General features: G+C 71.2%; 20 protein-coding genes. 8 read left to right on the top strand and 12 right to left on the bottom strand.

From position 1 onward, the window contains the following. The first annotated feature begins 3 nt into the window (after positions 1 to 3). Both MYMAC_RS22385 and MYMAC_RS22390 read left to right on the top strand, forming a co-directional pair. Positions 4 to 1188 carry a hypothetical protein gene (locus tag MYMAC_RS22385; RefSeq protein ID WP_095959572.1) on the top strand — a complete coding sequence of 395 codons (1185 nt, stop codon included), beginning with the start codon at positions 4 to 6 and terminating at the stop codon, positions 1186 to 1188. 9 nt (positions 1189 to 1197) lie between these two features. Further along, the gene (locus MYMAC_RS22390; protein ID WP_095959573.1) at positions 1198 to 3555 is read left to right on the top strand and encodes an ATP-binding protein; all 2358 of its coding nucleotides are present in this window, start codon (positions 1198 to 1200) and stop codon (positions 3553 to 3555) included. Positions 3556 to 3776: 221 nt separating this feature from the next. On the opposite strand, the gene MYMAC_RS37270 is transcribed toward MYMAC_RS22390, so the two are convergent. After that, complete coding sequence (locus MYMAC_RS37270; RefSeq protein ID WP_170114758.1) at positions 3777 to 3935, bottom strand: hypothetical protein; 159 nt, start codon at positions 3933 to 3935, stop codon at positions 3777 to 3779. Positions 3936 to 4111: 176 nt separating this feature from the next. Here MYMAC_RS37270 and MYMAC_RS22395 point away from each other — a divergent pair, with 176 nt between their 5' ends. Beyond that, complete coding sequence (locus MYMAC_RS22395; protein ID WP_095959574.1) at positions 4112 to 5095, top strand: endonuclease/exonuclease/phosphatase family protein; 984 nt, start codon at positions 4112 to 4114, stop codon at positions 5093 to 5095. Between the two features lie 42 nt (positions 5096 to 5137). Here MYMAC_RS22395 and MYMAC_RS22400 read toward each other — a convergent pair whose 3' ends face one another. Then, entirely contained in the window at positions 5138 to 5674 is a 537-nt protein-coding gene (locus tag MYMAC_RS22400) for a YceI family protein (RefSeq protein ID WP_095959575.1), read from the bottom strand. 321 nt (positions 5675 to 5995) lie between these two features. Between MYMAC_RS22400 and MYMAC_RS22405 the strand changes: the two genes are divergently transcribed. Beyond that, positions 5996 to 7411 carry a B12-binding domain-containing radical SAM protein gene (locus MYMAC_RS22405; protein WP_204816894.1) on the top strand — a complete coding sequence of 472 codons (1416 nt, stop codon included), beginning with the start codon at positions 5996 to 5998 and terminating at the stop codon, positions 7409 to 7411. Here MYMAC_RS22405 and MYMAC_RS22410 read toward each other — a convergent pair. The 3 genes from MYMAC_RS22410 to MYMAC_RS22420 all read right to left on the bottom strand — a co-directional run bounded on the left by MYMAC_RS22410 (position 7404) and on the right by MYMAC_RS22420 (position 12716). Further along, positions 7404 to 11669 (bottom strand): AAA family ATPase, encoded by a 4266-nt coding sequence (locus MYMAC_RS22410; RefSeq protein ID WP_095961660.1) that lies wholly within the window; start codon positions 11667 to 11669, stop codon positions 7404 to 7406. The two genes, MYMAC_RS22405 and MYMAC_RS22410, sit on opposite strands and share 8 nt — an antisense overlap. A 10-nt stretch (positions 11670 to 11679) precedes the next feature. Next, positions 11680 to 12075: a hypothetical protein gene (locus tag MYMAC_RS22415; protein WP_095959577.1), complete on the bottom strand. Its 396-nt coding sequence runs from the start codon at positions 12073 to 12075 to the stop codon at positions 11680 to 11682. An 89-nt stretch (positions 12076 to 12164) separates the two neighbouring features. Next, entirely contained in the window at positions 12165 to 12716 is a 552-nt protein-coding gene (locus MYMAC_RS22420) for an SLOG cluster 4 domain-containing protein (RefSeq protein ID WP_095959578.1), read from the bottom strand. A gap of 210 nt (positions 12717 to 12926) precedes the next feature. Here MYMAC_RS22420 and MYMAC_RS22425 point away from each other — a divergent pair, with 210 nt between their 5' ends. From MYMAC_RS22425 to MYMAC_RS22440, 4 genes are all read left to right on the top strand, one after another. Beyond that, a complete protein-coding gene (locus MYMAC_RS22425) occupies positions 12927 to 13235 on the top strand; it encodes a hypothetical protein (protein WP_095959579.1) in 309 nt (102 codons plus the stop codon). 187 nt (positions 13236 to 13422) lie between these two features. Then, on the top strand, positions 13423 to 15261 hold the full coding sequence (locus tag MYMAC_RS22430; RefSeq protein WP_095959580.1) for a tetratricopeptide repeat protein: 1839 nt from the start codon (positions 13423 to 13425) through the stop codon (positions 15259 to 15261). Between the two features lie 218 nt (positions 15262 to 15479). Next, entirely contained in the window at positions 15480 to 15869 is a 390-nt protein-coding gene (locus MYMAC_RS22435; protein WP_013941124.1) for an ArsR/SmtB family transcription factor, read from the top strand. Beyond that, the gene (locus MYMAC_RS22440; protein WP_095959581.1) at positions 15866 to 16333 is read left to right on the top strand and encodes an SRPBCC family protein; all 468 of its coding nucleotides are present in this window, start codon (positions 15866 to 15868) and stop codon (positions 16331 to 16333) included. Before MYMAC_RS22435 ends, MYMAC_RS22440 begins: the two co-directional genes overlap by 4 nt. 98 nt (positions 16334 to 16431) lie before the next feature. Here MYMAC_RS22440 and MYMAC_RS22445 read toward each other — a convergent pair whose 3' ends face one another. From MYMAC_RS22445 to MYMAC_RS22475, 7 genes are all read right to left on the bottom strand, one after another. Further along, complete coding sequence (locus tag MYMAC_RS22445; protein WP_239988956.1) at positions 16432 to 17520, bottom strand: NAD(P)/FAD-dependent oxidoreductase; 1089 nt, start codon at positions 17518 to 17520, stop codon at positions 16432 to 16434. A gap of 22 nt (positions 17521 to 17542) precedes the next feature. Then, entirely contained in the window at positions 17543 to 17923 is a 381-nt protein-coding gene (locus MYMAC_RS22450; protein WP_013941127.1) for a hypothetical protein, read from the bottom strand. Positions 17924 to 17935: 12 nt separating this feature from the next. Further along, complete coding sequence (locus tag MYMAC_RS22455; RefSeq protein WP_013941128.1) at positions 17936 to 18337, bottom strand: hypothetical protein; 402 nt, start codon at positions 18335 to 18337, stop codon at positions 17936 to 17938. 203 nt (positions 18338 to 18540) lie between these two features. After that, positions 18541 to 18990, bottom strand: a complete 450-nt coding sequence (locus MYMAC_RS22460; RefSeq protein ID WP_013941129.1) for a hypothetical protein — start codon at positions 18988 to 18990, stop codon at positions 18541 to 18543. A 106-nt stretch (positions 18991 to 19096) separates the two neighbouring features. Next, positions 19097 to 21394 carry a lantibiotic dehydratase gene (locus MYMAC_RS22465; protein ID WP_095959583.1) on the bottom strand — a complete coding sequence of 766 codons (2298 nt, stop codon included), beginning with the start codon at positions 21392 to 21394 and terminating at the stop codon, positions 19097 to 19099. Then, on the bottom strand, positions 21391 to 22947 hold the full coding sequence (locus tag MYMAC_RS22470) for a hypothetical protein (RefSeq protein WP_095961661.1): 1557 nt from the start codon (positions 22945 to 22947) through the stop codon (positions 21391 to 21393). Before MYMAC_RS22470 ends, MYMAC_RS22465 begins: the two co-directional genes overlap by 4 nt. Beyond that, positions 22944 to 25283: a lantibiotic dehydratase family protein gene (locus MYMAC_RS22475; RefSeq protein WP_095959584.1), complete on the bottom strand. Its 2340-nt coding sequence runs from the start codon at positions 25281 to 25283 to the stop codon at positions 22944 to 22946. Before MYMAC_RS22475 ends, MYMAC_RS22470 begins: the two co-directional genes overlap by 4 nt. Positions 25284 to 25326: the final 43 nt, after the last annotated feature.

Below are 25326 nucleotides of genomic sequence, written 5' to 3' on the forward strand. Positions count from 1 at the left end.
GCAATGGCTGGTGGTTTCTCCTTCGAAGGCGACGCAGAGCTCGGTGGCGACGACGACTTCCGCAAGGCCTTCAACGAGGAGCTGAGCACGACGCTCGACATCGAGAGCTGGTCACGGGGGCTCGACCTCGAGAACGTCATGGAGCGGTTCCGCCGGGAGATTGCGAGCGCGGTCGACAAGGAGGGACGAGCGCGCTCCATCATCCGTGACGAGGTCTTCCCGCTCCTCGTGAACCGGCTCGGAGGGCCCAGGGAGTCCGGCGTCTACAAGACGACGCCGGAGGAGCTGGAGACCCTCCACAATGGCCTGCTCTTCGCAGGGAGGGTCGAAGCGGTCCACGGCATCACCTCCACCCATGAGAGCCTGCCGCTGGGCATCACCCAGATGGGCATCGCGATGGTGGGCTACGGAGGAACCTCGGGCACCTTCTCCCAGCGCCTCTTCCGCAAGGAGATGTCGGAGCGGAGCGCCAACCCCGTGCTGGACGCCGTGGACTTCATCAACCGCCGGACCCGTCGGTCCGCGGGCCCCCGGAAGGACCTGCTGTCGAAGCTGGCGCGCCGAGGCATCCGGACCTATGCCGAGCGGGCCGTGCTGGTGGACCAGTCCAAGGCGGAGTGGCGCATCGGCCATGGCAACCCCTGCGCCTATGAGCTGCTGTCAGGGTCGGGATATCGCAGCGTGCTGCTGGCGTCTCTGGACGTGCTCCGGCGTCTCATCAAGGTGCAGAAGAAGTTCGTCTTCGTCCCCAGCGCGCTGGAGGAGCGCGGCCTCTTGACCCTCGGCCATGCGCTCGGCGCGGGCGAGTACGCCATCATCGAGACGCTTGAGCGGTTTGGTGAACGCGTTGTCGGCCGGTGGGAGTACGAAGGCGAGAACGCGCGGCTCGCCAAGGCCTTCGTGGAGGACTGCTGCCCGGATGTGGTCTGCGGCGTGTACCGCGCCTCGGAGCGCACGCCACCTCGCGGCTTCTATGCGCACCGCGAGCACGTGCACGTCGCCGTGCGAGTGGCCATGGCCGACAGCATCCTCCGTCCCGAGCGAGGCTTCCCGATGCTCCTCGACGTCGCCGAAGCCTCGTGCCGGAGCGCCTTTGGCGAGGACGGCTTCCTGGGCCTGGTCCATGACGCCTATGCGCGGGCCGGGGCCAACCTCGAGTACTTCAGTGAGCACATCAAGAGCCGGTAGGAGGGGGACATAGGCATGGCTGACGACGGCAGGGGACAGCGCGCTTCTGGGCCGGGGGCATTTCGCAATCAAGCCACCCATGCGGGTCCACCCGCGGGCAGGCCCCCCTACTCTGACGAGGACTCCGGAAATTGGGGTGACCCACCCCCCGGACCACGAGGGCCCGGCAGCGGAGCCACGCGGGCCGCTTCAAGGCCCGGCCCACCGGAGGGCTACAGCCGGCCGAGTCCACTGCCTGGAAACCCGGGCCGCGCCGCGCCTCCTCCGGAGGCCGCGCGTCCGCCACCCGGAGCGTTCCGGCCCAGCGCAGCCAGGGCGGGGCCCCCAGGCAGGGGCGAGCAGCCCACTCCCGCCAACGGGGGCGCGCGTGTCCAGCCGGCATTCAATGGACAGCACCGTGCTCCGCCCGTGATGAATGGAAAGCACCCGGGTCCCCCGGCGCCGGGTGACGGCGCCTTCCTGCCCACGTCGCAAGAGACCCTGAAGGAACTGGACGACATCAAGCAGCAGGCCCAGTCCGGCCCCCAGGTCGATCCAGAGCTGGCCGCGGCGGTGGGCTTCACCCACTTCGACGTGACGTCGAGCCAGGACAACCTCATCACGGTGTTGCTCACGCGCGAGGACCTGCACCTGCTCGCGTCCCAGACGCTCGTTCGCGTGAAGTCGAGGGAGGACAACCGCGCCTACCTGGGCGTCGTCGTGCGCGGCCCCTTCGCGGAGCCGAACGCAGTGCCCGCCAACTCCACCATGGCCATTGGCGTCGTGACGCACGGCAAGAAGCTGGCGTACACGTTCGACTATCACGGGCGCGCGGAGATAGAGATTGTCGGCGAGGAGGTGGAGGGCACGTTGAGGCCGCCACGCTTCCGGCCCAGGCCGCAGAGCCCCGTCTTCCTTCTCGACGAGGCGGAGAGCGCGCGCGTGCTGGGCGTCGGGGGTGATTTGTGCCTGGGGCTCGTCGTGGGCTACGAGAAGATGGAGGCCCGTCTCAATCCTCGGGACAAGTCCATCCTCCCCCGGCACACCGGCATCATCGGGACCACGGGCGGCGGCAAGTCCACCACGGTGGCCACGCTCATCCACCGCGCGCAGGCGGAAGGTATCGCCACCATCGTCTTCGATGTGGAAGGTGAATACACCCAGGTGGACCAGCCCACGGACCACACCGCGATGCTCGAAGCCTTGAAGCGCCGGGGACAGCGCCCCCAGGGCGTCAAGGACCTGCATATCCACCACCTCACCGGGCGCCTCAGCCGCAACGCAGGACACCGGAACAAGCACGCGTTCTCGCTCCAGTTCTCCAGCCTGTCTCCGTACGCGCTCGCCGAGATTCTCGACATGTCGGACGCGCAGCAGGAGCGGTTCCTCAAGGCCTACGACGTCACGAAGCTCCTGCTCGAAGACTTCAACATCTACCCTCAAACCGAGCAGGAGCGCCGCCAGGCGCTCGACGTGGACGAGCTGTCCACCGGGTATCCGCACATGACCATCGACCATGTGCTGGACGTGGTCAGCGCGTACATCTACAGCCTCAGCGACGAAGGAAAGTCGGAGACGCGCGGCAGGTCACGCGCGACTCCTCGAAAGCAGGCTTCGCTCCTCGAGGAGACGGACGACGCGGAGGCCGACTCGGACGTCACCGCCAAGGCCCCCTCGCGCGGATTGATGCTGCGCACCGAGTTCAGGAGCAACTTCGGCCGGGTCATGGCGCGCGTCATGGCCCAGAGCAGCCGACACGAAATCAGCTGGAAGGCGCTGGCCAGCAAGCTGCACCGCCTGCGGCGCCTGGGCATCTTCGACGTGGGCAACGAGAAAGGCGTCGCCTACGACTCCATGCTCACGCCCGGGCGCGTCTCCGTCATCGACCTGTCGGACACGGACTCGCCGCAGCTCAACAACCTGGTCATCGCGGACATCCTGCGCGGCCTCCAGGAGGCCCAGGAGAAGCGCTATGAGCGGGCCAACGCGCGGGAGGAGTCCGTCACCCCGGTGCTCATCATCATCGAAGAGGCCCACGAGTTCCTCTCCGCCAACCGCATCACCCAGATGCCCGTGCTCTTCGAGCAGGTGGCCAAGATCGCCAAGCGGGGCCGCAAGCGGTGGATGGGGCTCGTCTTCGTCACCCAGCTCCCGCAGCACCTCCCCAACGAGGTGCTGGGCCTCATCAACAACTTCGTCATCCACAAAATCGCGGACAGCTCCGTCATCGCGCGGATGCAGAAGACAGCGGGCAGCATCGACGAGAGCCTGTGGGACCGGGTGTCGCGGCTGGCGCCGGGGCAGGCCCTGGTGTCGTTCAGCAACTTCACCCGCCCGCTGATGGTCGCGGTGGACCCCGCACCGGTGAAGCGGCTGCTGGTGGAGTGACGCGCGCCCCGCGTTTCATCCCCCCGACACCTCGCGCGCGGGGGGATGGGCCGCGCGCGCCAGATACCGGACATGAACCGACCGACGCAGGCGGCTGTCACCTCCGTGGCCGCGGGCGCTGGCCGCCTGCGGCAAGCGTGGACGCCCCGCTGGATGCCTGCTCACCTGGCGCGGGAGCGGCGGGCTGTCCCGGCGTCTGCCAGTGAGGCGGGCCTTGTGGGCTACGGCTCCTGCTTCTTCTTCGCCTCGGGCTGCTTGGACGTGTGGTGCTGACCTTCCCGATTCCGGTAGCCCCAGGTGGAGCTCCACATTCCGGGCCCGGTGAACAGCACCGTGATGAGCGTCATCACCACGGCGCCAATGAGAATCTCGAAAACCATTCCGCGAGCTCCCCTCCGTACACGTTCCGAACGGCAGGGCCGAGCCCCACCGCACGCGCTGTCATGCCGTAACACCCACCCGGAAGCAATGCGCGAGGAACCATGGCGCCTTCCGCGAACACCGCGCCCGCCTGCCCGGCTGCGCCGGCGCCGCGTTGGGGTAGGCTGCCGCCGCCATGTCTCCCGCCTCTTTCGTCGCACAGTGGCGCGTCCCGCGTCTCCAGGCCGCCCTGCTGGCCACATTCCTGTCCCTGTCCGGATGCGAGGGACGCTGGACGCCGGAGCCGGAAGACGTGTGCGTGGGGACGGATTGCGGCACGCCGGAGCCGCCGGCCCCCGCGCCCGAAGGCAGCGTGCGCATCGCCGCCTTCAACGTGCAGCGCCTCTTCGACACCGTCTGCGACTCCGGGGCCTGTGGCGGCAACAACTACGAAGCCCTCCCCACCCCTTCCGAGTTCGGCCTCCAGGCGGACCGGCTCGCGTCCGCCATCTCGCGGCTGGAAGCGGACGTGGTGCTGCTGGCGGAGGTGGAGACGCAGGCCTCGCTCGACGCCCTCACGGACCGGCTCCCGCGCTTCGGCTACTCGGAGCTGGGGGAGACAGGGGCCCCCGCGTCGGTGGACGTGGCCGTCCTCTCCGTCCACCCCATCACCCAGGTGCGGGGCCACCGCGACCGCGAGCTCTGGCGGCCGGACGGCACCTCCACGCGCTTCGCTCGCGAGCTGCTGGAGGTGCACCTGGACGTGGAGGGCAAGAAGGTCATCGTCTTCTCCGCGCACTTCCGCTCCAAGTCCAGCGACGACCCGGGCCGCCGCTTCGCCGAGGCCGCGGCGGCGCGGGACATCGTCGCGGACGTGGCGCGGGCCTCGCCGGAGGCGCTGGTGGTGCTCGGCGGGGACCTCAACGACGTGCCGGGCTCGGAGCCCATCAACGCGTTGGAGCGTGACGGCGCGTTGCTGCGCGTCTCCAGCGACCGGCCGGACAGCGAGACGTGGACCTACGCCTTCTACGGAGACCTCCAGGCCATTGACCACCTGTACCTGGCGCGCGGCGGCGGCACCTACGTGCCCGGCTCGTTCCGCGCCGCGAGGGACCCGCGAGGCGGGTATGGCGGCTCGGACCACGCCGCCGTCTACGCGGACTTCCTGCCCGCGCCCTGAGGCCAGCGCCTCCCCCCGAGGCGCCGGCCCGAGGCGCGTGGCTCAGGCCGCCGCGGGGATGGCCTGGATGTCGAGCTCGAGGTCGATCTTCTCGCTGACCAGCCAGCCGCCGTTGTCGAGCGTCTTGTTCCAGCGGATGCCGTAGTCGGTGCGGTTGATGGTGGAGCGCGCCGAGTAGATGAGGCGCGAGTTGCCCCACGGGTCCTTCGACGTGCCGATGTGCCGGGCATCGAAGGCCACGGCCTGCGTGACGTTGCGGATGGTGAGGTCACCCAGGAGGCGGAAGCTGGCGCCACCCACGGGCTCCACCTTGGTGCTGCGGAAGGTGAGCCTGGGCGCGGCCTCGGCGTCGAGGAAGTCCGGAGAGCGCAGGTGCGCGTCCCGGTCCGGCGCGCCTGTGTAGATGCTCGCCGTTTCCACGGTCATCTCGACTTCCCCCAACGTGGCCTGTTCGGGATTCACACGGAGGGTGCCAGAGAAGCGTTCGAAGCGGCCGTGAACGCGCGCCACCACCATGTGGCGCGCGACGAAGAGGACGGACGAGTGGGATGCGTCGATGTTCCAGGTACTGAAGGACATAGCGGGGTCGCTCGGCGGGTGAGGGGCGGGGGGACGTCGTGCGTGCACGAGACGCTGCAAGCGGACCCTGACTAGATAATGACCCACCCATTGAAATTCCATGCACACGGCGTGACGAAGCCGAATGCACGGTGCGTCGCGCGCGAAACACGACAATCAGGAACACGCGCGCAGCCGCGAGCTGGGCCGCTGTCATTTTGCGTGAAGCGTGAAACAGGGGGATTCTGCTTTCACGGCCAGGCCGGGGGGAGCCGGACCAGCTGACGAGTGCTCCTTGCCGGGCCGTGGCCACGCCGCCTCGTCTTGGAGCCACGTCATCGCATGCGGATCGCCGTCATCGCCACGTACACGCACCCCACCCGGCTGCGCCTCAAGGAACCCTCCATCATGCAGTCCTCCGTGCCGGAGCTCATCGCCGGCCTGTGCCCGCCGCACGCGGAGGTGGAGATCTTCAACGAGAAGGAGCGCGACCTCCCCATGGACCGCCATTGGGACCTGGTCTTCTTCTCCTATCTGCACTCCTACTACGAGCACACCAAGGTGCTCTCCACCCTCTTCCGTCAGCGCGGGATGAAGACGGTCGCCGGTGGCCGCCACGCCAGCTACTTCCCCGACGACGCCCAGCATTACTTCGACGCCGTCATCACCGGCGAGCCCGAGGCCAACGTCCCCGCGCTCATCGAGGACTTCGAGAAGGGCCAGCTCCAGCCGCGCTACCAGCGCCCGCCGCTGGGCCCCAGCGCCATCCGGCCCTACCGCCATGACCTCATCGACTTCACGCACAACAAGCTGCGCCTGCCCGGCATCGAGGCGTCGCGTGGCTGCCCCTTCTCCTGCAACTTCTGCGTCCTCACCGGCAACGAGCGCTACCGCTACCGCCCCGTCGCCCACGTCATCGACGAAATCCAGCGGCACATGCACTGGAACCCCAACTACCTGGGGCTGATGGATGACGCCTTCGTCTTCCTCGACAACAACCTCGGCGGCTCACCGAAGTACCTGCGCGAGCTGTGCGAGGCGCTCATCCCGCTGAAGAAGACGTGGGGCTGCGCCCTCACCTTCAACGTGCTCAAGGACGAGTCGCTGGTGAAGCTGATGGCCAGGGCGGGCTGCCGCTACGTCTACACCGGCCTGGAGTCCCTCAACCCCGACTCCCTCAAGGCCATGAACAAGGGCCAGAACAAGCTGAGCGAGGTGGACGCCGTCATCCGCCGCGTCTTCTCCGCCGGCATCCTGCTGTCCTTCGGCCTCATCGTGGGCTCGGACGGAGACACCAACGAATACCTGGAGAAGCTCCCCGAATACCTCTCCGACCTCCGGTACTTCTCCGTCACCTTCCTGGGCATCGTCTGCCCCTACCCGGAGACGCCCTTCTTCCGCGAGCTCCAGGCGGAGGGCCGCCTGCTACCGGGCACCTTGAGCCGCGACTATGACGGCTACACGCTCTGCCACCGCCCGAAGCACCTGGACGCGTCGGAGGTGATTGAGCACTTCCACCGGCTCTGCGCGCAGCTCGGCAGCCTGCCCAACATCGCGCGGCACTACTGGTCCAAGCTCACCATGAGCGACATGCCCCGCTACAAGCAGACCATCCTCTTCTCCGGGCCCGAAATCGTGAGCATCCGCAACCCGGTGAAGAACACGGCCCGCCGCTACATCGCCGGGCAGGACGCGCTGGAGTACTGGGACGTGCAGCAGATGGCCCAGCTCGGCCTCCAGCCGCAGCGGCTCACGTGAGCGCCGCGGCGGGCAGCGCCGGCGCCACGTCCTGGGGACCGGACTCCAGCCGCGCCACCCGCCGCAGCTCCGCCTGGGCGTCAATGGCGGTGAAGACGTCCCGCGCGCGGGCGAGCAGCTCGGTGCGCCGGTGCGGCAGCGCCGCCGCCGCGTCCAGGTAGGCCACGCCCGTCTCCCAGCGGTTGGGCGTGGCCTCAAGCACCTGGAGCGCGCGCTCGAACAGCGGCTCGGCGGCCTTCGCGCCCCGCTTCAGCGCCTTCGCGCGCGCCATCACCCGCATGGCCGGGCCGCGCAGGTACGGGTAGAGCGCGCCCAGCGCCCGCGCCTTGAGCGCGCAGCGGCGGTAGATGGCCCACAACTGCTCTTGCGGCACGGAGACGGCGCCCTGCTCCAGCGCGAAGAGCGCGCCCTCCGCCGCGTCCACCAGGCCAATCTGGAGGAAGGGCACCAGCACGTGGTAGCGCCACAGCGCCTCGTCGGCGCGCACCGCCATCAACGCGGCCTCCTCCACCTGGTGCTCGCGCACCGCCACGTTGACCAGGTGGTTCAGGCTGGCGCACTGGTTGGCCAGGTCCTGCACCTCGATGCTGATGCGCAGCCCCTCCTCCAGCTCCGCGCACAGCTCGCCCACGTCTCCGTCGCCGCGCAGGTAGCGGCACATGGGCACCCACGCGTGGGACCAGCCCTGGTGCATCAGCGCGTTGAGCTCCACGCCCACGCGCCCCATCTCCCGGTACGCGCGCTCCGCGTCCTCGAAGCGCGAGGCCAGGAACTGGCTGGTGGCCAGCATCATCAGCCCCGTCTGCACCTCCCACATGTCCCCCACCTGCCGCAGCAAGGCCACCGCCTGCTCGCCGTAGGCCGTGGCGCGGGCCTGCGCGTTGGTGAAGATGGACTGCGTGGCCAGCCGGCTCAGGGCCACGCCCTCCGCCGCCGTGTCCCGGGAGCGGCGCGCGTGCTCCAGCGCGCGCTGGCACCAGAACCCCGAGCGCCCCACCAGCCCGGAGCCGAACAGCAGCGAACCGTAGTAGCTGGTCGCCAGGCTCAGGCCGTATTCGCTGCGCGAGCGCTCCGCCATCGTCGTGGCCACCAGCGTGGCCCAGGTGAGCTTCCCGATGTCCGCGAAGTAGTAGATCTTGATGAGCGAGATGAGCGTGGAGAGCTGCTTCAAGTACAGCGGCAGCCGCGCGCCCAGCGGCCGCACCAGCCAGGGGAACAGGCCGTAGAGCAGGTGCAGGCCCATGGCCCCCACCGAGCGCAGCGCCAGCGCCGCCAGGCTCCGCGGCATCGTGCGCCCCATGAGCTCCAGCGCCGTCTCCAGCTCCTGGATGGCGCGCTTCGACTCGCCCTTCTCCTGGTGGGCCCGGCCCAGGCCCAGGTGGAGCTCCGCGCGGCGCGGCACCTGCTCCTCGTCCGCCAGGCACTGCTCGAACATGAGGATGGCGCCCGCGTAGTTGCCCGCGTTGAGCAGCGTCTCCGCCAGCTCCTTCATCACCGCGTGCGTCTTGCGAAGGACCTCCTCCGGGTCCAACGCCACGGTGCCACCCAGGATCTCCATGGCCCGGTTGTAGTGGTGGATGGCGTCGTCGTTGGCGTACTGCTCGCGCGCGCTGCGCGCCGCCATCAGCGTGTACTCCAGGCCCTTCACCTCGTCGTTTCCGGCCAGCGAGTGGTAGGCCAGGATGCCCGCCGACTTGACGGCGTTGTCCCCCGCGCGGGCCTCGATGAAGCGCGCCATGCGCCGGTGCAGGTCCTCGCGCGCGGACACCAGCAGCGTGGTGTACGCCACGTCGCGGATGACGATGTGCTTGAAGATGCAGGTGAAGGGCTCCTCCAGCTCCAGCAGGATGAGCCCCAGCCGCGTCAGCGTGTCGATGGCCTCTCGAATCCGCTCCGGCGTCACCGAGCCCGGCGCCAGCGCGGCCACCGCCTCCAGCGTGAAGATGCGGCCCACCACGGAGGCCACGCGCACCACCAGCTTCTCCGTCTCCGTGAGCAGGTCGATGCGCGCCAGCACCACGTCCTGGATGGAGTCCGGCAGCTCCAGGCCCTGCAGGCCGCGCTTGAGCTCCAGCGTCTGGGCGCCCGGCGCCACCGGCCCCAGGTAGCCCTTCTCCACCATCCCCTGGACGATGGACTCGGTGAAGAACGGGTTGCCCTGCACCTTGGCCAACAGCAGGTCCTCCAGCGCCGTGTCCGGCGTCTCCATGCGCAGGTGCAGCCGCAGGAGCGCCCGCGTGTCCTCGTCATCCAGGCTGGACAGGTCCAACCACCGCATCCCGGGCAGGCCCTTGAGGCCCTTGAGGTGCTCGCCCGGCCGCATCGTCACCAGCAGCGTCACGCGCAGCGGGGACAGCCGCGCGGCCACGTACTCGATGAGGTCCACGGAGATGTTGTCGGCCCAGTGGAGGTCCTCGAAGAAGAGCAGCACCGGCGTCTGGCGCGACAGCTTCTCCAGGAGCTGGAGGATGACCTGGAAGAGCTTCTGGTTCTTCCGCCGGGCGTCCAGGTCGCGCGTGAGGGGTGACTCCTCCACGGGCAGGCCCAGGATGCCCGCGAGCACCGGTATCCACTCCGGCCCCGTGTCCTCCAGGCCCCCGAAGCCCTGGCGCAGCCGGGAGAGCTGCGTCTCCACGTCATCGCCCTCGTGCAGGCCAAAGAGCTGGACCAGCACCTCCTTCCACGGGAAGAAGGGCGTGAACATCTCGTAGGAGTAGCAGATGCCGTAGAGGCTGCGGGCGCCGCGCGCCTCCGCCACCTCCACCACCTTCGCGCCCAGCCGCGACTTGCCGATGCCCGCCTCGCCGGACACCACGCAGGTGCGGCCGTGGCCCTCCAGGGCTTCGTCCACGGCCTGGCGCAGCACGTCCACCTCGCGCTGCCGGCCGACGAGGTCGCCCCTGCCCTTGAGGAACAGGCTGCGGCGGACCTCCGCGGACAGCCGGTAGACGGGCACCGCGCGGGACACCCCCTTGAGCCGCGCGTCCTCCACGAACTCGGTGGCGAAGCCGCCCTGGTGCAGCTTGCGCTCCGTCTGCGCGTCGATGTGGATGCCGCTGCCCTGCCCGTGCGTCATCAGGCGGGCGGACATGTTCACCACCTCGCCGAGCGCGGAGTAGCCCTTGCGCCAGGGCGAGCCCATGTCGCCGAAGTAGGCCGGGCCGGTGGCGATGCCCACCTGGAGCGACGTGACGAAGGGGAAGGACTCCCGCTCGCGCATCAGCTTGCACGCGAACCGGCAGGCCAGCACCTCCTTGCTCTGCAGGGCCGTGGGCGCGCCGAAGATGACGTAGAGGACGTTCCCCTTGTCGGTGAAGTCCGTCATCAACAGCACGCCGCCGTGGTGCGCGCTCTCCCGCTGGACGTATTCGTAGAAGGCGTTCAGCTCGCGGGTGAACGCCTCCGTCCGCGCGGCCGGATGCTGGCTGTCGAAGCGGAGGAAGCAGCAGGTGACGTCGCGGAAGTCACCGCTGAACTCCTGGTGCGCCGTGGTGATCTTCGTGAAGAGCACCGGGTGCAGCAGCAACGAGCACCGCGCCACCAGCTCCGGCCCCGAGGGCAGCACGAAGCCGGGCGCTGGCGGCGCGCGCAGCGGCGCGGTGGGCGCCAGGTGGTACGCCCCGCCGCGGGCCTCGCCCTGACGCGCGGGCTCCGGCAGCAGGGCCCAGGCCTCCGGGCTGAGGAGCACCTCCCCCACCGTGGCCCGCTTCTCCGCCGCCACCGCCTGCGCCAGGGGCTGGCCGATGAGCGCCGGGTGCATCCACAGCCCCGTGGCGCCCAGCACCACCCGGTGGGCCTCCCCGAAGCCGATGCCGATGCGCGACGACACGGTGAAGCGCTGGCCCAGCAGCTCCAGCCGGGCGAAGCGGGACAGCCGCCGCTGGACGTCCAGCGCGCACCGGGCGGCGCGCTGCACCGTGGCGCTGGCGTCCGTGCCCGGCTCCACCTCGAAGCAGGCCAGGATGGAGTCACCGGCGAACTGGTAGATGTCGCCGCCGTGGTCCTTCACGACGTCGATCATCTCCGTGTAGTAGCTCGTCAGGAGCCGCTGGAGCGCGTCGATTCCCCGGGGGCCGGCGCCGCTCAGGCTGACGACGATGGGCGTGAAGCCCGCGATGTCCAGCAGCAGGATGGCGCCCTCCACCGGCTCCATGAGCGGCAGCGCGTGCGCCTCCGTGTGCTCCAGGCGCCGGAGCACGGCGCCGGGGATGTAGGGCGCCAGCGTCGCGAGGATGGGGTCGGCGTCCACCGGAGACATGGCCATGCGCTCAGCCCAGGGCGTTGAAGCGGATCCACATGGCCACCACGCCTACCACCGCGTAGAAGGCGATCTCCACCGTCTCCGACACGGGCTGCGCCTTCTTCAGGGCCCCCCAGACGTGGACGACCACCATCCCCGCGCAGACCCACCCGATGAGGTCGAAGATGGCGGGCCCCGGCCGCGACACGAAGCGCGCCGCCGTGAGGATGATGGCCAGGGCCACCGCGCCCAGGCAGCGCCCGAAGTAGATGGTGAGGTGATTGTTACCCTCCGGCAGCCGCCAGCCGAACCAGCGCGCCCAGGTCAGGGGCATCAGCAGCAACGGGAGCGCGATGACGAGCAGGAAGAGCGTCCCGGCGATGGCGAGGAACCAGCTGGCGAGCGGAGCTTCGGCACTGATCATGATGGCGCACTCGAGACGACACGGCCCTCCCTGCCTGGGTGGAGCCGGCCCGTTCCCCCGAGCGCGTCATCCTAGACGCATTACCGGAGCTACGGCGCGGCCAGACGCACCGGGTCCCCCACGACGGCGCGGAGGAACTCGGCCACCCGCTCCAGGGAGTCCGTCCGCTCCAGCTCCGACGGGAAGCGCCGGAACGACTCTGGCGGCCCGTAGAGGATGACCGGCTTGCCGTAGCGCAGGGCCAGGGCCGCCTCGGCCGCCGTGCCCGCGCCCCCGGGCAGCGACACCAGGGCGTGCGGCGTGAGCACGTTGATGTGATTGCGGCTGAGCGGGTCCGTCCCCTGCTCGCCGCTCAGCGGCAGGTGCGTGTAGATGGGCAGCTCCACGTTGGGGTTGGGGTAGCCCGAGCGGGGCCGGTACTCGCCGCCCTCCACCGTGCCAGGGACGATGCCAATGGAGATGCCCTGCCGGTACTTCACCTGCACGAAGGCGTCCGCCGCCGTCCGCATCACCCCGCTGCCCGCGCCGGTGAGCAGGTCGAAGCCCGCTTCGGCGATCCACCGGACCAGGGGGACGACCCGCTCCGCGTGGTCCTCCTTGCCTGAACCAAAGACGCCGATGATCCGCCGTGGCCTGCGCATGGGCTTGACTCCTTCCCCCGGTAAGACGGGCCCCAGCGCCAGCTTGTTCCAAGCACGCGCCGGTTTCCGCTCACGACGGTTGATTGCCCCACATTCCCCCCGCCGGGCGTTCACCGATGGAAGCCTCCTCTCGGTGGAGCGTGACGGATTGGACGCTTCGCCTGTCAGACCCCCGCTCTACCTTCACCGGCATGTGACTGGAGGTCGTCCATGTTCGACAGTTGTGGAGGCTGTGAGCGCCGGGGAGACGCCGGTGAGGTGTTCGACTGGTGCGCCAACTGCGAGCTGTCCCTGTGCCCCGGCTGCATGGAGCGCGGCTGCTGCGACAGCGAGCCCGCCGAGTCTGGCCGCTCGGCGCCCCGGTGCCTGCCGGAGCCTCCCCAGGACGACGAGGCCACCGCCCTGCCCGAGCACTTCGGCGGCCGCTGCTGCACCCGCGCCCGCGCCGTGGCCTGCTCCTGCGCCTTCCACTGGGTCTGCGAGCATCACGGCGATCAGCACATCGGCACGCACGACTGACGGGTCCGCTGGCGGCGGAGGGCCCGGCACCGCACGCGGCGCCTCGGTCCGCGCCCGGAAAATATCAGGTGAAACGTCATTTTCCGGTCAGGCCCAATTGCTCAGTTCCTGAGAGGGTGTGAGGATGCGGGTGTGAGACGGCTTTTTTGTCTCATCCCAGCCTTGAGTCCCCTTCGAGGAGCCACCCGTGAGCCCCCCTTCCGCGCGTCCCCGCGAGCTGGCCGTCACCGTGGAGACGTCGCTGCCCGCCGCGCTCCCCTCGCACGCCATCGAAGTCGACGTGGGGGTGGCCCTGCCTGTCGCCTTCGGCGGGCTGAGGAAGGTCCTCCGCGCGTGTGAGGCCGCCGCGCCCCAGGTCGTCCACACCCTGTCACGCGCCCATCCCTCCGAATGGAACCGGCTGTTTCCCGGGGCCATCGACGGGGTGCCGGACCTGGGAGACCTGGCGCTGACGCCCTCCGAGCGCCGGCTCCACCGCGAGTCGGAGCAGATGTTCTGGGTGCTCAACGTGGCCGCGAAGGCGCTGGTGGAGGCGCTGCGCGCCAGTGGAAGGCCGCTGGTGCTCCACGGCGCGGGCGAATGCGACCTGGTGAGCCTGCGCGCGGTGATGCGCGCCGCCGAGTGGAGCCGGCTGGAGGGGCTGGACGGCACGCTGCTGTTCACCGGGTGGAACGTGCGCCGGCCCCATGGGGCGGAGGCCTTCGAGGCCCGGCGGCAGGCCTACCTGGATGCGCTGTGCGACCGGATGCGCGCCCCCCGGGTGCCCACACCGGGGCCGGTGTCGTCGCGCGCGGTGGAGGCGCCCGTGGACCTGGAGGGGCGGTATCTCCAGCTCGCGGTGGACGCGGCCCAGGCGCCCGAAACGCGGGTGGCCGCCGCCATCCTCGCCATCCGGAGCTGCTTCTTCACCACCAACTATGAGGGGGCGATGCTCGCCGCCGAGCAGGGGCTGGCCGTGTTGGGAGCGAGCCCGGACGCGGCGCTGCCCTCGCGCGTCGTCCAGGCCTGGGAGGCGCTGGACACGGGCTTCGCCACGCCCGCCATCGAGATTGACCGCGCCAGCCTGGGAGACGTGGAGGAGCTGAAGGCCCTGTTCGCGCGCAGCATGGGCGTGGTCCACGTCTATACGGGCGCGCACGACGCGGCCATGGCGGCGTTCGGCCGGGGACTGGAGTGCCGGATTCCGCCCGAGCTGGTGGCCCGGCTGCACATGTTCCGCGCGCTCACGCTGACGAAGCGCTTCGGGCAGCTCCCCAACGCGCGGGCGGAGGTGGCCGCGGGGCTGGCCGCGCTGGAGCGCAGCACGTCGGCGGATCGCGCGCTCCAGGAGGGCTGGCTGCGCAACGTCTGCGCGCTGACGTGGTTCCAGGAGCGCAAGCTGGACAAGGCGCTGGTGGAGGAGAAGCTCGCCATGCGCTGCGTGGGGGACCTGCACGACGCGAGCGCCACGCACCTGAAGATCAACCTCATCTCCAACGCCAGCTATCTCCAGGAGACGGCGCGGCAGTTCGGCGACGCCATCTCCACGTGGCGCCGGTTCGAGAAGATCAGCGAGAGCTGGGGGGTGAACTTCGCCAAGCACCACCGGTACCGGCTGGCCGGGCTGGAGCTGGCCGCTGGAGAGCGCGACGCCGCGGTGGCGCACTTCACCGAGGCGTTCGCCAACGCCGACGCGCTGGGTGACTCCTTCCACCGGCAGGTGATTGCCGCGGAGCTGGGGCGCCTGTTCCTGGACGAGCAGCAGCCCGCTGTCGCCGTGGACTGGTTCGCCAGGGCCGAGGAGCACGCTCGCGCCATTGGAGACCCGCTGAAGACGGCGGAGAGCCTGGCGGGGCAGGCCGTGGCGGCCGGCCGCTCGGACTGGTCGGAGGCGCGGCGCTGCGCCGAGGCGAGCACCACCTGGCCGAAGCAGACGGAGGCGCTGAAGGCGGCGCTCGCGCAGGGTGACGCGAAGGCGGTGCATGAGGCGCTGCCCCGCGCCCGGACGAAGCTCAACCGCCCGTTCGACCCGGTGAACCTGTACTGACCTGGGCGTGCACGACGGGCTGGCGCAGCAGGAGGCCTTCACCGGGGCGCTCTGCTGAGCCCCCACCCTGCTCGTGCCCTCCGGATCATCCTGGACGTTCCCTCCTCCACGTCACCGGAGCCCCGATGCCAGCCTCGCGCGTCGCTCAACGCGATTCGCGCGAACACGCTTGCGCGTGATTAACCAATTGGTTACTTCACCAACTGGTTAATCACGCCATGTCAATCGACCCGCTCAGCGCCACCTTCGCCGCACTCGCCGATCCAACGCGGCGCGCCATCCTCGCGCGGCTCTCGAAGGGTGAGACCTCCGTCACGGAGCTCGCGCGGCCTTTCGAGATGAGCCTCCCCGCCGTGACGAAGCACCTCAAGGTGCTCGAGCGCGCGGGGCTGATTACGCGGAGCCGCGAAGCGCAGTGGCGCCCCTGCCGGCTCGCGCCGAGACCGCTGAAGGACGCGAACGCCTGGCTCGAGCACTACCGCGAGTTCTGGGAGGCCAGCTTCGACCGGCTCGAGGACTACCTCGCCGACCTCCAGGGGCAGCAGCGCCCGGCGCGCGCCCGCAAGGTTCCAACCCCGAAGAAGCCCAGACGAGGAGCACCCACATGAACGCAGCGCTCGACCTCAACGAACTCGCGAAGCGGCAACTGGAACTCTCGCGGCTGATCAGCGCCCCGCGCGCGCTGGTCTTCCAGGCCTTCACCGACGCCGAGATGATCTCCCACTGGTGGGGGCCGAACGGCTTCCGCACGACGACGGTCAGCAAGGATGTGCGCCCGGGTGGCGCGTGGAAGTTCACCATGCACGGGCCCGATGGCACCGACTTCCCGAACCACATCGTCTACACGAAGGTCATCCCCGACGAGCGGCTCGAGTGGGACCACGGCTCGAAGGAGGGCGAGGTGCTGTTCAAGGCGGTCGTCACCTTCAAGGATGAGGAGGGAAAGACGCGCGTCACGATGCAGCACACGATGCCCACCGTCGAAGCGCGCGAGCAGGCGGCGAAGTACGCAATCGAAGGCGGCAAGCAGACGCTCGCGCGGCTCGAGCAGCACCTCGCGACGCGGCAGTAGCCGCGCGTCGCGACGGCGCCGTGCGCGCGAGCGCCCACGTCAGCGCGGCTTCGAGCTCAGCGGGCGTTGCATGGGGAGCGCCGGAGCCCGCGCGATACTCAGGGCCCCGCCATCGCCACGCCGCGCAGGAGCCGTGCCGGAGCGAAGGGCGCGGCTTCCGCGCTGTCCCCGCGCGCCACGAGCTCCGCGAGCAGGGCGCCGGTATGCGCGCCCGTGAGAATCCCCTGCCCGCCCAGGCCCGTGGCGACGAACGTGCGCTGCGTACCGGGGTACGCGCCGATGTACGGACGCCCATCCGGCGTGGCGGAACGCAGCCCCGCCCAGGCGCGAACGAAGCGGGCCTCGCGCAGGCGCGGCGCCAGCTTCGCGACGGTGGCGCTCAGGTGCAGCAGGCCCGCCGGCGTGACGTGCTCCGCGAAGCCCGCGTCCTCCTCCGTGGCCCCCACGACGATTTCCCCCGAGCGCCACGGCGCCAGGTACGTGGGCCCGGAGACGACGCGCGTCAGGTGCAGTCCCGGTTGGTGCACCACCAGCATCTGCCCACGCACGGGCTTCAACGGCAGCGCGGGCAGGCCCTCCACTCCCGAGGACCAGGGGCCCGCGCACACCAGCAACCGGTCCGCGCGCAGCACCTCGCTGTCCGTCTGGACCTCGACGCCGGGAGCCGTCTCCGTCACGGCCCGCGCCGCCACGCCCCGCCGGACCTGCACGCCCGCGCGCTCCGCGGCCTTCAGCAGCGCATCGACGTAGCCATCGGTGTCCACCAGGTGCCCCTGCCCCGTCTCGAAGGCGCCGTGGAGCGGCGTGCCTTCCAGCGCGGGCTCCAGCGCCACCAGGCTCGCGGCGTCCCGCCACGTGCCCAGCCCCTCCGCGTCACCCGCGGCCCTGGCCGCCAGCGCCTCCCGCGCCTTCGCGTCCGGGACGATGCGGAGGATGCCGTTGCCGCGCCGGAGCTGGCCGCCCTCGGGCAGCGCGCCCAGGTCCTCCGCCAGCGTGGCGCGGCCCGCTCGGGCGAACGCGAGCATCACCGGGTCATCGAACAGGCGCACCGAGGGGATGGCCACCCCAGCGGCGGCGCGCGAGCCCCGGCCTCCCGGGTCCGCGGCGTCCAGGACGGTGACCTTCGCGCCCAAAGCAGAGAGCCGGCGCGCGGCCGAAAGACCGACGACACCGGCTCCCAGAATCACGATGTCTGCGCCGGGCCGCATCTCAGTAGAGGCGCTTGGCGATGACGTGGAAGCCACCATCCACGTAGATGAACCCGTGCTTCTCCGCGCGCTTCACCACCGCGTCCAACTGCGTGGTGCCGAGGAGAATCTTGAACCCCAGCCGCGCGGACTCCGTGCAGATGGCCGCGACGATGAGGTCCACCGCCTCGTTGCGCTCCTCCTTCGACAGCCCCGGCGCGGCCACGAGGTTTTCAATCATGGCCAGCGAGCTGTCGGTCCGGTAGAGGAACCCCGCCGCCTTGCCGGGAATCACATACCCCGTCTGCGGCAGGCCGTCCGGCGTGACGACTTCGTCCCAGTGCTGCAGCCAGGACTTGATGTGCTCGAAGTGCAGCTCCGGGACGTAGGGGACGGGAGTCATCGTCCCAGGATATTACGACACCAGGAACTGGGACATCCGCTGCGCCGACAGCTCGGCCGCGTTGTTCATGCCGAGCTGGCTCAGGCCCGTCTTGGCCGTGTTCTTCAGCATGTCGCCGATGACGTCGGTGACCTTGCTCTTGCCCGTGGCCAGGTTCAGCGCGCCGCTCAGCAGGCTGTTGCCACCCGCGCCGTCCATCAGGAAGTTGCTGGCGAACTTGCCCAGCGTGTTCTTGAACGCGCCGCCGCCCGGGATGAGGTCCGTCGCCGCGCCCAGCAGGGACTGGATGGGGTTCTTGCCCTGCGCCAGGCCGCTGGCGAAGCCCATCGCCGCGCCGAGCAGCGGGTTGACCATGGACACGAACGGCTTGACGACGTCCAGAACCTTGCCAATCGCCTTGAATGCCTTGGACATGGTGACTGCCCCTTTCGAGCGTGACCGCGTGGCGGCCAGCGAATGTGTCAGATGTGAGGATTGTCGGAGGCTCGGGGCGATTGTTTCCCTGTTACCCGAAAAAACCGGACGCCGCGTGAAGTCGCCAGTAAAGCCAGGAACTTGAGGGAACTCCGGCGCCAGGGGGAGCCGCGCGGGGCGGCCCTCGCCCCCTCCGGCGTGGCTCACCCCTTCGGCTTCTTCTCCGAATTCCGCAGCTCGGCCGCGGAGGTGCCGGAGCGGCTCTCCGGGGCGCCCTTCTGGGCCGCGTCGGACGCGAGCGCCGTCTTGAAGCGGGCGTCGCCGTCGTCGGCGCTGAAGCCGTCCCGCTGGTGCGCGCGGCTGATGACGATGTCGCCGTCGATGATGCCCTGCAGGTGCGCCTCGACCTCGGCGATGGTGGGCACGTTCGGATCCTTCGCCTTCAGCTCCTCGTCGGGGACGATCTGGATCTGCGGCGGCTTCTCCGGGTTGAGGGCGTAGTCGATGATCTTCTCGACGTAGTCCTCCAGGGGGACCTTGAGCAGGCGGGCCTGCTCCTTCACGTCCGCGTCGGCCAGCAGCTCCGCGCGAACCTCCTCCACCGGCCGCCTCAGCTTCTTGGCCGGGGGAGCGACGACGTTGTCACCGGACATGGAATGTCTCCTTCTCAGGGCCTGCAATCCTGGCAAGGCGGGAAGCCCTGCCAGGCCGGGGAAGGAGCCATTCTGGTCGCGGATGCGGCCTGGATGTCAAAAATCCTCAGGCCGGCGCCGCGCTCCAGCGGGTGAACTGCATGCGCAGCTCACAGGTGTAGCGCCCCCGCGCGTCCTTCAGCCAGAGCTGCTCCGGCGCCGGGTACATCTCCTCCACGGACAGGCGCTCGGCGTCCCGGGCCAGGTGGGACAGCAGGTCCATGGCGAAGGGGCTGGCGGTGTCGATGAGGTACGGCTTGCGCTCCTTCGAGCTGCGCATGAACACGAAGCGAGGCCACCCGCCCGCGCGCCGCTCCCGCTGCACGGCGAGGAAGAGCTCGAAGCCGGCAGGCTTCCCCAGCCGCTCCGCCGCCAGGTTCCAGCGCTCGCGCTGATACACCGCGCCGCCCACGCTCAGCCGAGGCAGGTGACTGCCCTGCGTGCGCAGCGGCGCATGCAGCACCTGGGGATGCGCCAGCGCGGCGAACGGCGGATAGGAGGAGAAGTCATCCAGCGGCAGGTACAGGCTCAGCCGCGCCCCCTGCCCGTCCACCAGCACCGGCCCCTCCGGCGTGGGCTGCACCTTCACGTCCCCGGGCGTGAGGGCCCCCTCCTCCACGTCCAGCACGTCCGACACCGAGTACACCAGCCGCCGTCCCGGATAGACATAGAAGCCCTTGTTGCGCCGGCGGATGGCCAGCCCCACCAGCCCCCGGGCCGCGCCGTCCTTCTCCAGCCAGCGCGAGGCCACCGCCGCGTAGCGCTCCCGCTCCGGCTGGAAGGCGCTCAGCCAGCTCCACAGCAGCAGGTGGTGGTGGACGCGCGCCAGCATCACCTCGTAGCCGCTCCCGTCCGGCTTCGCGGCGAGGCACACGTCCGGCAACGCGTAGCGCCCTCCTGGCGACGACGTGCCCAGGAAGTCCACGGGCAGCGCGCGCGCCCGGGCGTCCTCCGGCTCCAGCATCACCGGGGGCACGGGTGAGAAGCGGCTGCCCGTCACGCCGTCTGGCCGCAGCCGCACGGCGTAGTCCAGCAGGTCCATGGGGCCCGCGTCCGGCCCCAGCGCGTCCCGGACCTGCTCGCGAAAGCCCTGCTGCACCTTCTCGCCGTAGGCCGCCGACAGCTCCAGCGCGCCCGTCAACGCCGCCTCCAACGCCTCGGTGAACCGCGCGCCGAAGCGCAGGCGGAAGGGCGAGCTCGCCTCCTCGTAGAGGATGAGCCGGTCCGCGTACACCTGCCCGTCGCCCCGGCGCGCGGGCTTGCCCGTGGCCTCGGTGAAGGCCGCCTCCAGCCGCGGCAACAGCTCGCGCCGCCGCGGCAGGTCCGCGCCCTCGAAGTCCGCCTTGAGACGCGCCAGGGCGTCCAGGCGCTCCAGCCACCGCGTGCGCGCCTCCAGCTCCGGGAGCGCCGCCACGGCGTCCCGCACACTCTCGAAGGTGGTGAAGTCATTCGGGCGGAACGGCAGGCCCCAGAGCAGCAGCGCGGTCTTCACCAGCGGCAGGGCCTGACGCTCGACGTCCACCACGGGGAGGCCGAGCACCACCGCCGCCGCCGCGGGCGTGGGGTGTTCGCGCAGGACGGACAGCAGGCGCTCCGCCTCCGCGGACAGGGCGACGTCCAGCTTCAGCGGCTCGCAGTGGGCCCGGCCCGGCGTCAACGTGAAGAGCGGGTTGAGCCGCAGCGGCAGGTGCGGACGCAGCGTGCGCTCCCGCCCCACCGCGCGGGCCAGCTCCGTCACCGCCCAGAAGGAGAAGAACGTGCGGCGGCGCGTGTTGCCGCTGGGCACCGTGCGCACGTCGTAGCCGTCATCCGCGGTGCGCTCGCCATAGGAGATGGGGCCGAAGAAGCTGGTCGTCTCGTTCTTCGCGCAGAAGCGCTGGAGGTACGTGTAGACCTGCCGCTCGACACGGCGCGCGTCGGAGGTATCCGGCCGCTCCCCACCGCGCAGGTAGCGGACCCAGACGTTGTCGAACATGGCCGGGCTGGAGAGGAACACCGCCTCCTGGATGGCGGGGTCCGCGGCCCGCTCGCGGAGGCGTTGGCGCAGCGACGCGCGCTCCGCCGCGTAGCGCGTCTGGGCGGACGCACGGCACGCCTGGTAGCGGCGCAGGGCCTCCTGACAGGGGGGGCCCAGGCGCGCGTCGATTCGGGGCTCGCGGCCCTGCGCCAGCGCGTCGAGGACGCCCCGCGCGCCGGAGGCGCCCTTCTCCGCGCGGACGGCCTCCACGAGCGCGTCCTCGGACTCGAGCAGCCGGGCGACGTCGTCCAGCACCTCCCGCGACATCCCGAGCGACTCCAGCCAGTCGAAGGGAAAGCCCGCGTGCCGCAGCACGAACACCTCGCCCAACGTCCAGGGCTCGCTCATCCGTTCACCCTCGTCAGCACCGACCTGGCCACCAGTGTGTCCACCAGCTTCTCCCGCTGTGCCTGCGGAACGCCCCCGAGCGCGCTGGCCACGTCCGTGGGCCGCACGAGCCCCGCGAGCCTGGGCGCCAGCCGCGCGTCCATCGCGAGCACGGCGCCCGTGCGGAGGTTGGCCGCGAACCACGACGGCTTCGCCGCGCCGTCCAGCGCCGCCGGGAGCTGGACCCAGGCGCAGTCCACGTCCAGTTGAATGGCCGCCGCGCTCGCGGCCGTGGCACGGGGCAGCGGCGCCTCGGGCAGGCACGCCGCGGCGACCCGCCCCGGGCTCAGCGGCGCGCGCGCGAGCAACCGCGTCGCCAGCGACGTGAGCACCCGGGGGATTTCGGCGCTGGGGATGGACCGCGCACACTCGAAGGGCAGGCTCCGGGCGAGGTCCCGGTCCTCGGGCGGCGTGCCCACGCGCACGTCCGGCCACTGCGGCGTGCACCCGCTGCGCGAAGGACTCCGAGGCCAGTGGAAGGGACGCACCCCGGCGAGGTGGTCGAACACCGGCTCCGCGCCGAGCGCGGCGAGCGTCGCGTCGAGCGCCGCTTCGTCCACGCCAGGCGCGCCGACCCACCACTCCGCCACGACATGAACCCCCGCGTCCCGCAGCCGGCGGGCACCGTGCGCCAGCGCCTCGCGGGGGATGCGCGCCCCCAGCGGGTCCAACCATCCGGCGCCATCCATGGCGCAGAACCCCACCACGGCCACCTTGCAGCCGCTCTCCACCAACGCGTCCGGCTGCAGGAGCGAGCCGAGCGAGACGTGCCCCGCCCACGCCGCCGCGCCGCCCGTGAGGGAGCGCAGCGCATCCGCGGAGGTGGCCCGCACCTCGAGCGACTCGGCCAACCAGACGAGCGACGCGGGCGACGCCTCGTCCAGCCGGGGCGCCACGCGCCAGCGCAGCGGGGGCGCCTCCACGAACGCGGCGCGCTGGAACATGGGCAGGCTCGACAGCGCGGCCCGGTGCGCCCACGCGAAGGGCCCCGCGACCTCCAGCGGCACCTGCTCCGGACACGCCCGCGCCAGCCAGGCCGCCGCGGGGAGCTGCAGGTCTCTTTCGAGCCAGAGGCGCACGCGCTCGGCGCGGGCGAAGCGCCCGGCGGCGAGCGTCAGGTCTTCCAGGTAGGACGCGGGCTGCTCCACGGCGCGCAGGACGTCCGCGCTCCGCTCCGTGGTGCCGCCCTCCAGCGCCACGTCGTCCAACCGGAGGTGCACCCCGTTGGGCGCCCCGGAGGTCGCGGTGAGCACGGCGCCCAGCGCGCGCAGGCCCGTGTTCACGCGAAGCCCTTCCCGGGCTCGCAGCGCCTGCGCGGCGCGCAACAGCAGCAGCTCCCGCATCGACTGCGCGGTGGCGGGGGCCCGCTCACGCGCCTCGGCCGCCGCCTCCACCGCGTCCCGGGCGAAGACGCGCTGGCAGAAGTCCCGCGCCACGTCCAGGCACGTCCAGCCGTCGGGCGCCTCCGGGACGAGCGTCACGTCGCGGTGGGGCGGAAGGACGAGCAGCTTCATTCCCGCGCGCCTCCCGCCGGAGCCGCGGCGGGCTCCGCGCCCCACAGCAGCGTGCAACGCAGCTCCACCGTGTGCCGCCCGCCCGTGGGGCTTCGCAGCCAGAGCTGGCCCGGCGACGGCAGCATCTCCGACAGGACGACCTCCTCCTTCTGCTCCAGCAGGTTGAGGAAGACGCGCAGCAGCGGCGGGCTGCGCACGTCCACCAGCACCGGCTTGCGCTCGTCCTTGAACTTCGCGAACACGCAGTCCGGCAGGCCCCTCGCGTCCCACACGGCCACGGCCGCCCGCAGCCGCGCCGAATCATCCCGGCCCTCGAGCAGCGACTCCCGCTCCGCCTGGGACAGGCGCCACTGCTCGCGCTGCACCACCACGCCGCCCAGGGACAGGCGGGGGGTGTGCTCGCCCAGCGACACCCGCAGCGGGCGGATGCGCGGCAGCGAGAACGCCGTGTGCACCAGGCTCTCCAGCTCACCGTTGTAGAGGCACACCTCGGAGCCCAGCCGCTTCGACACCAGCCGGGCCCGCTTGCCGTCGCTCTCCACGAACAGGTCATCCAGCGGCAGCCGCCACGCGGAGGCCCGCGCGCTGACGCCGCCCAGCTCCACCACCGGCCCCGGGAACTCCGACGGCAACAGCCCGGTGCGCCGCGACGCCAGCACCGTCACCAGCGGCACCGGCCGGCTCAAGGCCCCGAGCGCCCGCACCATGGCGCTCTCCACCCGGCCGCGCGCTTCGTGGAACTGGAGCGCCCAGCCCCACACCAGCGCCGTGTCGTGCACGTCGCCCATCACCAGTTCGTACTCGCCCCGGCTCCAGGCCTCCACGTCCCGGGCGCCCACCAGCAGGTCCACGGAGGTGACGAGCGGCAGCGCCCTCGCGTCGCCCGTCAGCGCCGGAGGCGTCACCTGGCCCAGGTCCACGCCGCGCGCGGCGGCATCCCCCACGGCGCCCGCGAGCACCTCCGCCACCGACCCATCCAATGGCACCGGCCGGTCCGCATACGCGGCCGCCACCTTCCAGAACGGCACCGTGCGCGCACCCACCAGCCCCGCCACGGTGGCCCGGGCCGCCTCCCGGGTGCGCCGCGCCGCTTCCCCCATCCACGCCAGCGCGGGCTCCAGCCGACTCACCAGCTCGCGCGCCCGCTCGCCTCCGGCCTCCAGCCGCAAGTCGCCGCCGCACTCCTCCCGGAGCGCCAGCCGGTCCTGGTAGAAGTTGTGCGATTCGGTGGCAGGCCCTCGCGCCGAGGGAGGCGTCACGCCCCACTGCTCGCTCGCGCGCTTCGCGAAGGCGGCCTGGAGCGCCATCTTCCCCGCGGCGTCCGCGGCGCCGTAGCCGGCCATCAACGCCAGCAGCGCGCTCAAGCCCTCCACGTGGCGACGGGCCGCGGGACACGGCAGGCCCGCAACGCGCTCGGCCAGGTCATCCACCGGGTGGTGCGTCGCCGCGGGCACCTCGAGCTGATGCGTCAGCAGCCCCTTCTCACACCCCATCCGGGCCGCCTCGCGCGCCAGGCCCGGAGCCACGCCCAGCGATGACGCGAGCCCCGCGAGCGTCCGCGTCCCGTCCACCGCCTCCACCAGCCGGGGCAGCAACGCCTCCGCGCTCTCCGGCGCCGGCAGCGCCTTGCGCGAGGGCACCTCCGCGAAGGCCTTGCGGCGCAGCACCAGCCACGCGGCCACCTCGGGGTCGAAGGCGATGGCGCGAACCAGCCCCTGGACCAGCCACGACGCCGCGAACGTGTTGCGCCCCGTCAGCACCTCCGGACCGGACCAGCGCACCGACACACCCGTCGGCGCCGCCGCGTCCGCCCGGCCGTAGTTGATGGGCCCGAAGAACCCCATCGTCTCGTTCTTCGCGCACATGCGCTGCAGGTAGCTGGCCACCTGTCGCCGCAGCCGCGCGCCATCGCGCCCGTCCAACAAATCCCGGGCCACGGGGGGACTGGAGCTGGCCACCGCCTCGATGAAGCGCGGCGCCTGACGCAGCGAGCCCAGCGCGTCCTCCACCGCCAGGGACTCCTGCTTCATCGCGGCCTGGAAGGCGGCTTCAGCGGCCTGCGCCTCCCGGGCGCGGGTGTTCCATTCAGAGAACAGCTCGGGTGCGTCCAGGCCCTCGGTGTCCACCGGGCGCCCGGCCTTCAGGGCCGCGAGCACCGCGCGCGAGGGGCGCTTCACCCGGGGGCCCTGGGCCTTCAGCGCCTCCAGCGCCCGCCGTGCCGCCACCCACCGGCGGGCGGCCTCGGTGGCCTCCGGGCACCCCAGCCGCTCCAGCCAGTCAAAGGGAAAACCGGTGGTGCGAACCACGAGGTGGGGGAAGAGGGACCAGCCCGTCATGCGTTTCGCACCCTTCGTCCGGGACGCCGTCTGGCGTCCCGCA

This window comes from Corallococcus macrosporus DSM 14697 (assembly GCF_002305895.1).
GTDB classification, from domain to species: domain Bacteria; phylum Myxococcota; class Myxococcia; order Myxococcales; family Myxococcaceae; genus Myxococcus; species Myxococcus macrosporus.

Bases quoted from the DNA above. Each gene is read 5' to 3' on its own strand.
- MYMAC_RS22385 (WP_095959572.1), top strand. From the start codon at position 4: ATGGCTGGTGGTTTCTCCTTCGAAGGCGACGCAGAGCTCGGTGGCGAC.
- MYMAC_RS37270 (WP_170114758.1), bottom strand. From the start codon at position 3,935: ATGGTTTTCGAGATTCTCATTGGCGCCGTGGTGATGACGCTCATCACG.
- MYMAC_RS22395 (WP_095959574.1), top strand. From the start codon at position 4,112: ATGTCTCCCGCCTCTTTCGTCGCACAGTGGCGCGTCCCGCGTCTCCAG.
- MYMAC_RS22400 (WP_095959575.1), bottom strand. From the start codon at position 5,674: ATGTCCTTCAGTACCTGGAACATCGACGCATCCCACTCGTCCGTCCTC.
- MYMAC_RS22405 (WP_204816894.1), top strand. From the start codon at position 5,996: ATGCGGATCGCCGTCATCGCCACGTACACGCACCCCACCCGGCTGCGC.
- MYMAC_RS22410 (WP_095961660.1), bottom strand. From the start codon at position 11,669: ATGTCTCCGGTGGACGCCGACCCCATCCTCGCGACGCTGGCGCCCTAC.
- MYMAC_RS22415 (WP_095959577.1), bottom strand. From the start codon at position 12,075: ATGATCAGTGCCGAAGCTCCGCTCGCCAGCTGGTTCCTCGCCATCGCC.
- MYMAC_RS22420 (WP_095959578.1), bottom strand. From the start codon at position 12,716: ATGCGCAGGCCACGGCGGATCATCGGCGTCTTTGGTTCAGGCAAGGAG.
- MYMAC_RS22425 (WP_095959579.1), top strand. From the start codon at position 12,927: ATGTTCGACAGTTGTGGAGGCTGTGAGCGCCGGGGAGACGCCGGTGAG.
- MYMAC_RS22435 (WP_013941124.1), top strand. From the start codon at position 15,480: ATGTCAATCGACCCGCTCAGCGCCACCTTCGCCGCACTCGCCGATCCA.
- MYMAC_RS22440 (WP_095959581.1), top strand. From the start codon at position 15,866: ATGAACGCAGCGCTCGACCTCAACGAACTCGCGAAGCGGCAACTGGAA.
- MYMAC_RS22450 (WP_013941127.1), bottom strand. From the start codon at position 17,923: ATGACTCCCGTCCCCTACGTCCCGGAGCTGCACTTCGAGCACATCAAG.
- MYMAC_RS22455 (WP_013941128.1), bottom strand. From the start codon at position 18,337: ATGTCCAAGGCATTCAAGGCGATTGGCAAGGTTCTGGACGTCGTCAAG.
- MYMAC_RS22460 (WP_013941129.1), bottom strand. From the start codon at position 18,990: ATGTCCGGTGACAACGTCGTCGCTCCCCCGGCCAAGAAGCTGAGGCGG.
- MYMAC_RS22465 (WP_095959583.1), bottom strand. From the start codon at position 21,394: ATGAGCGAGCCCTGGACGTTGGGCGAGGTGTTCGTGCTGCGGCACGCG.
- MYMAC_RS22470 (WP_095961661.1), bottom strand. From the start codon at position 22,947: ATGAAGCTGCTCGTCCTTCCGCCCCACCGCGACGTGACGCTCGTCCCG.
- MYMAC_RS22475 (WP_095959584.1), bottom strand. From the start codon at position 25,283: ATGACGGGCTGGTCCCTCTTCCCCCACCTCGTGGTTCGCACCACCGGT.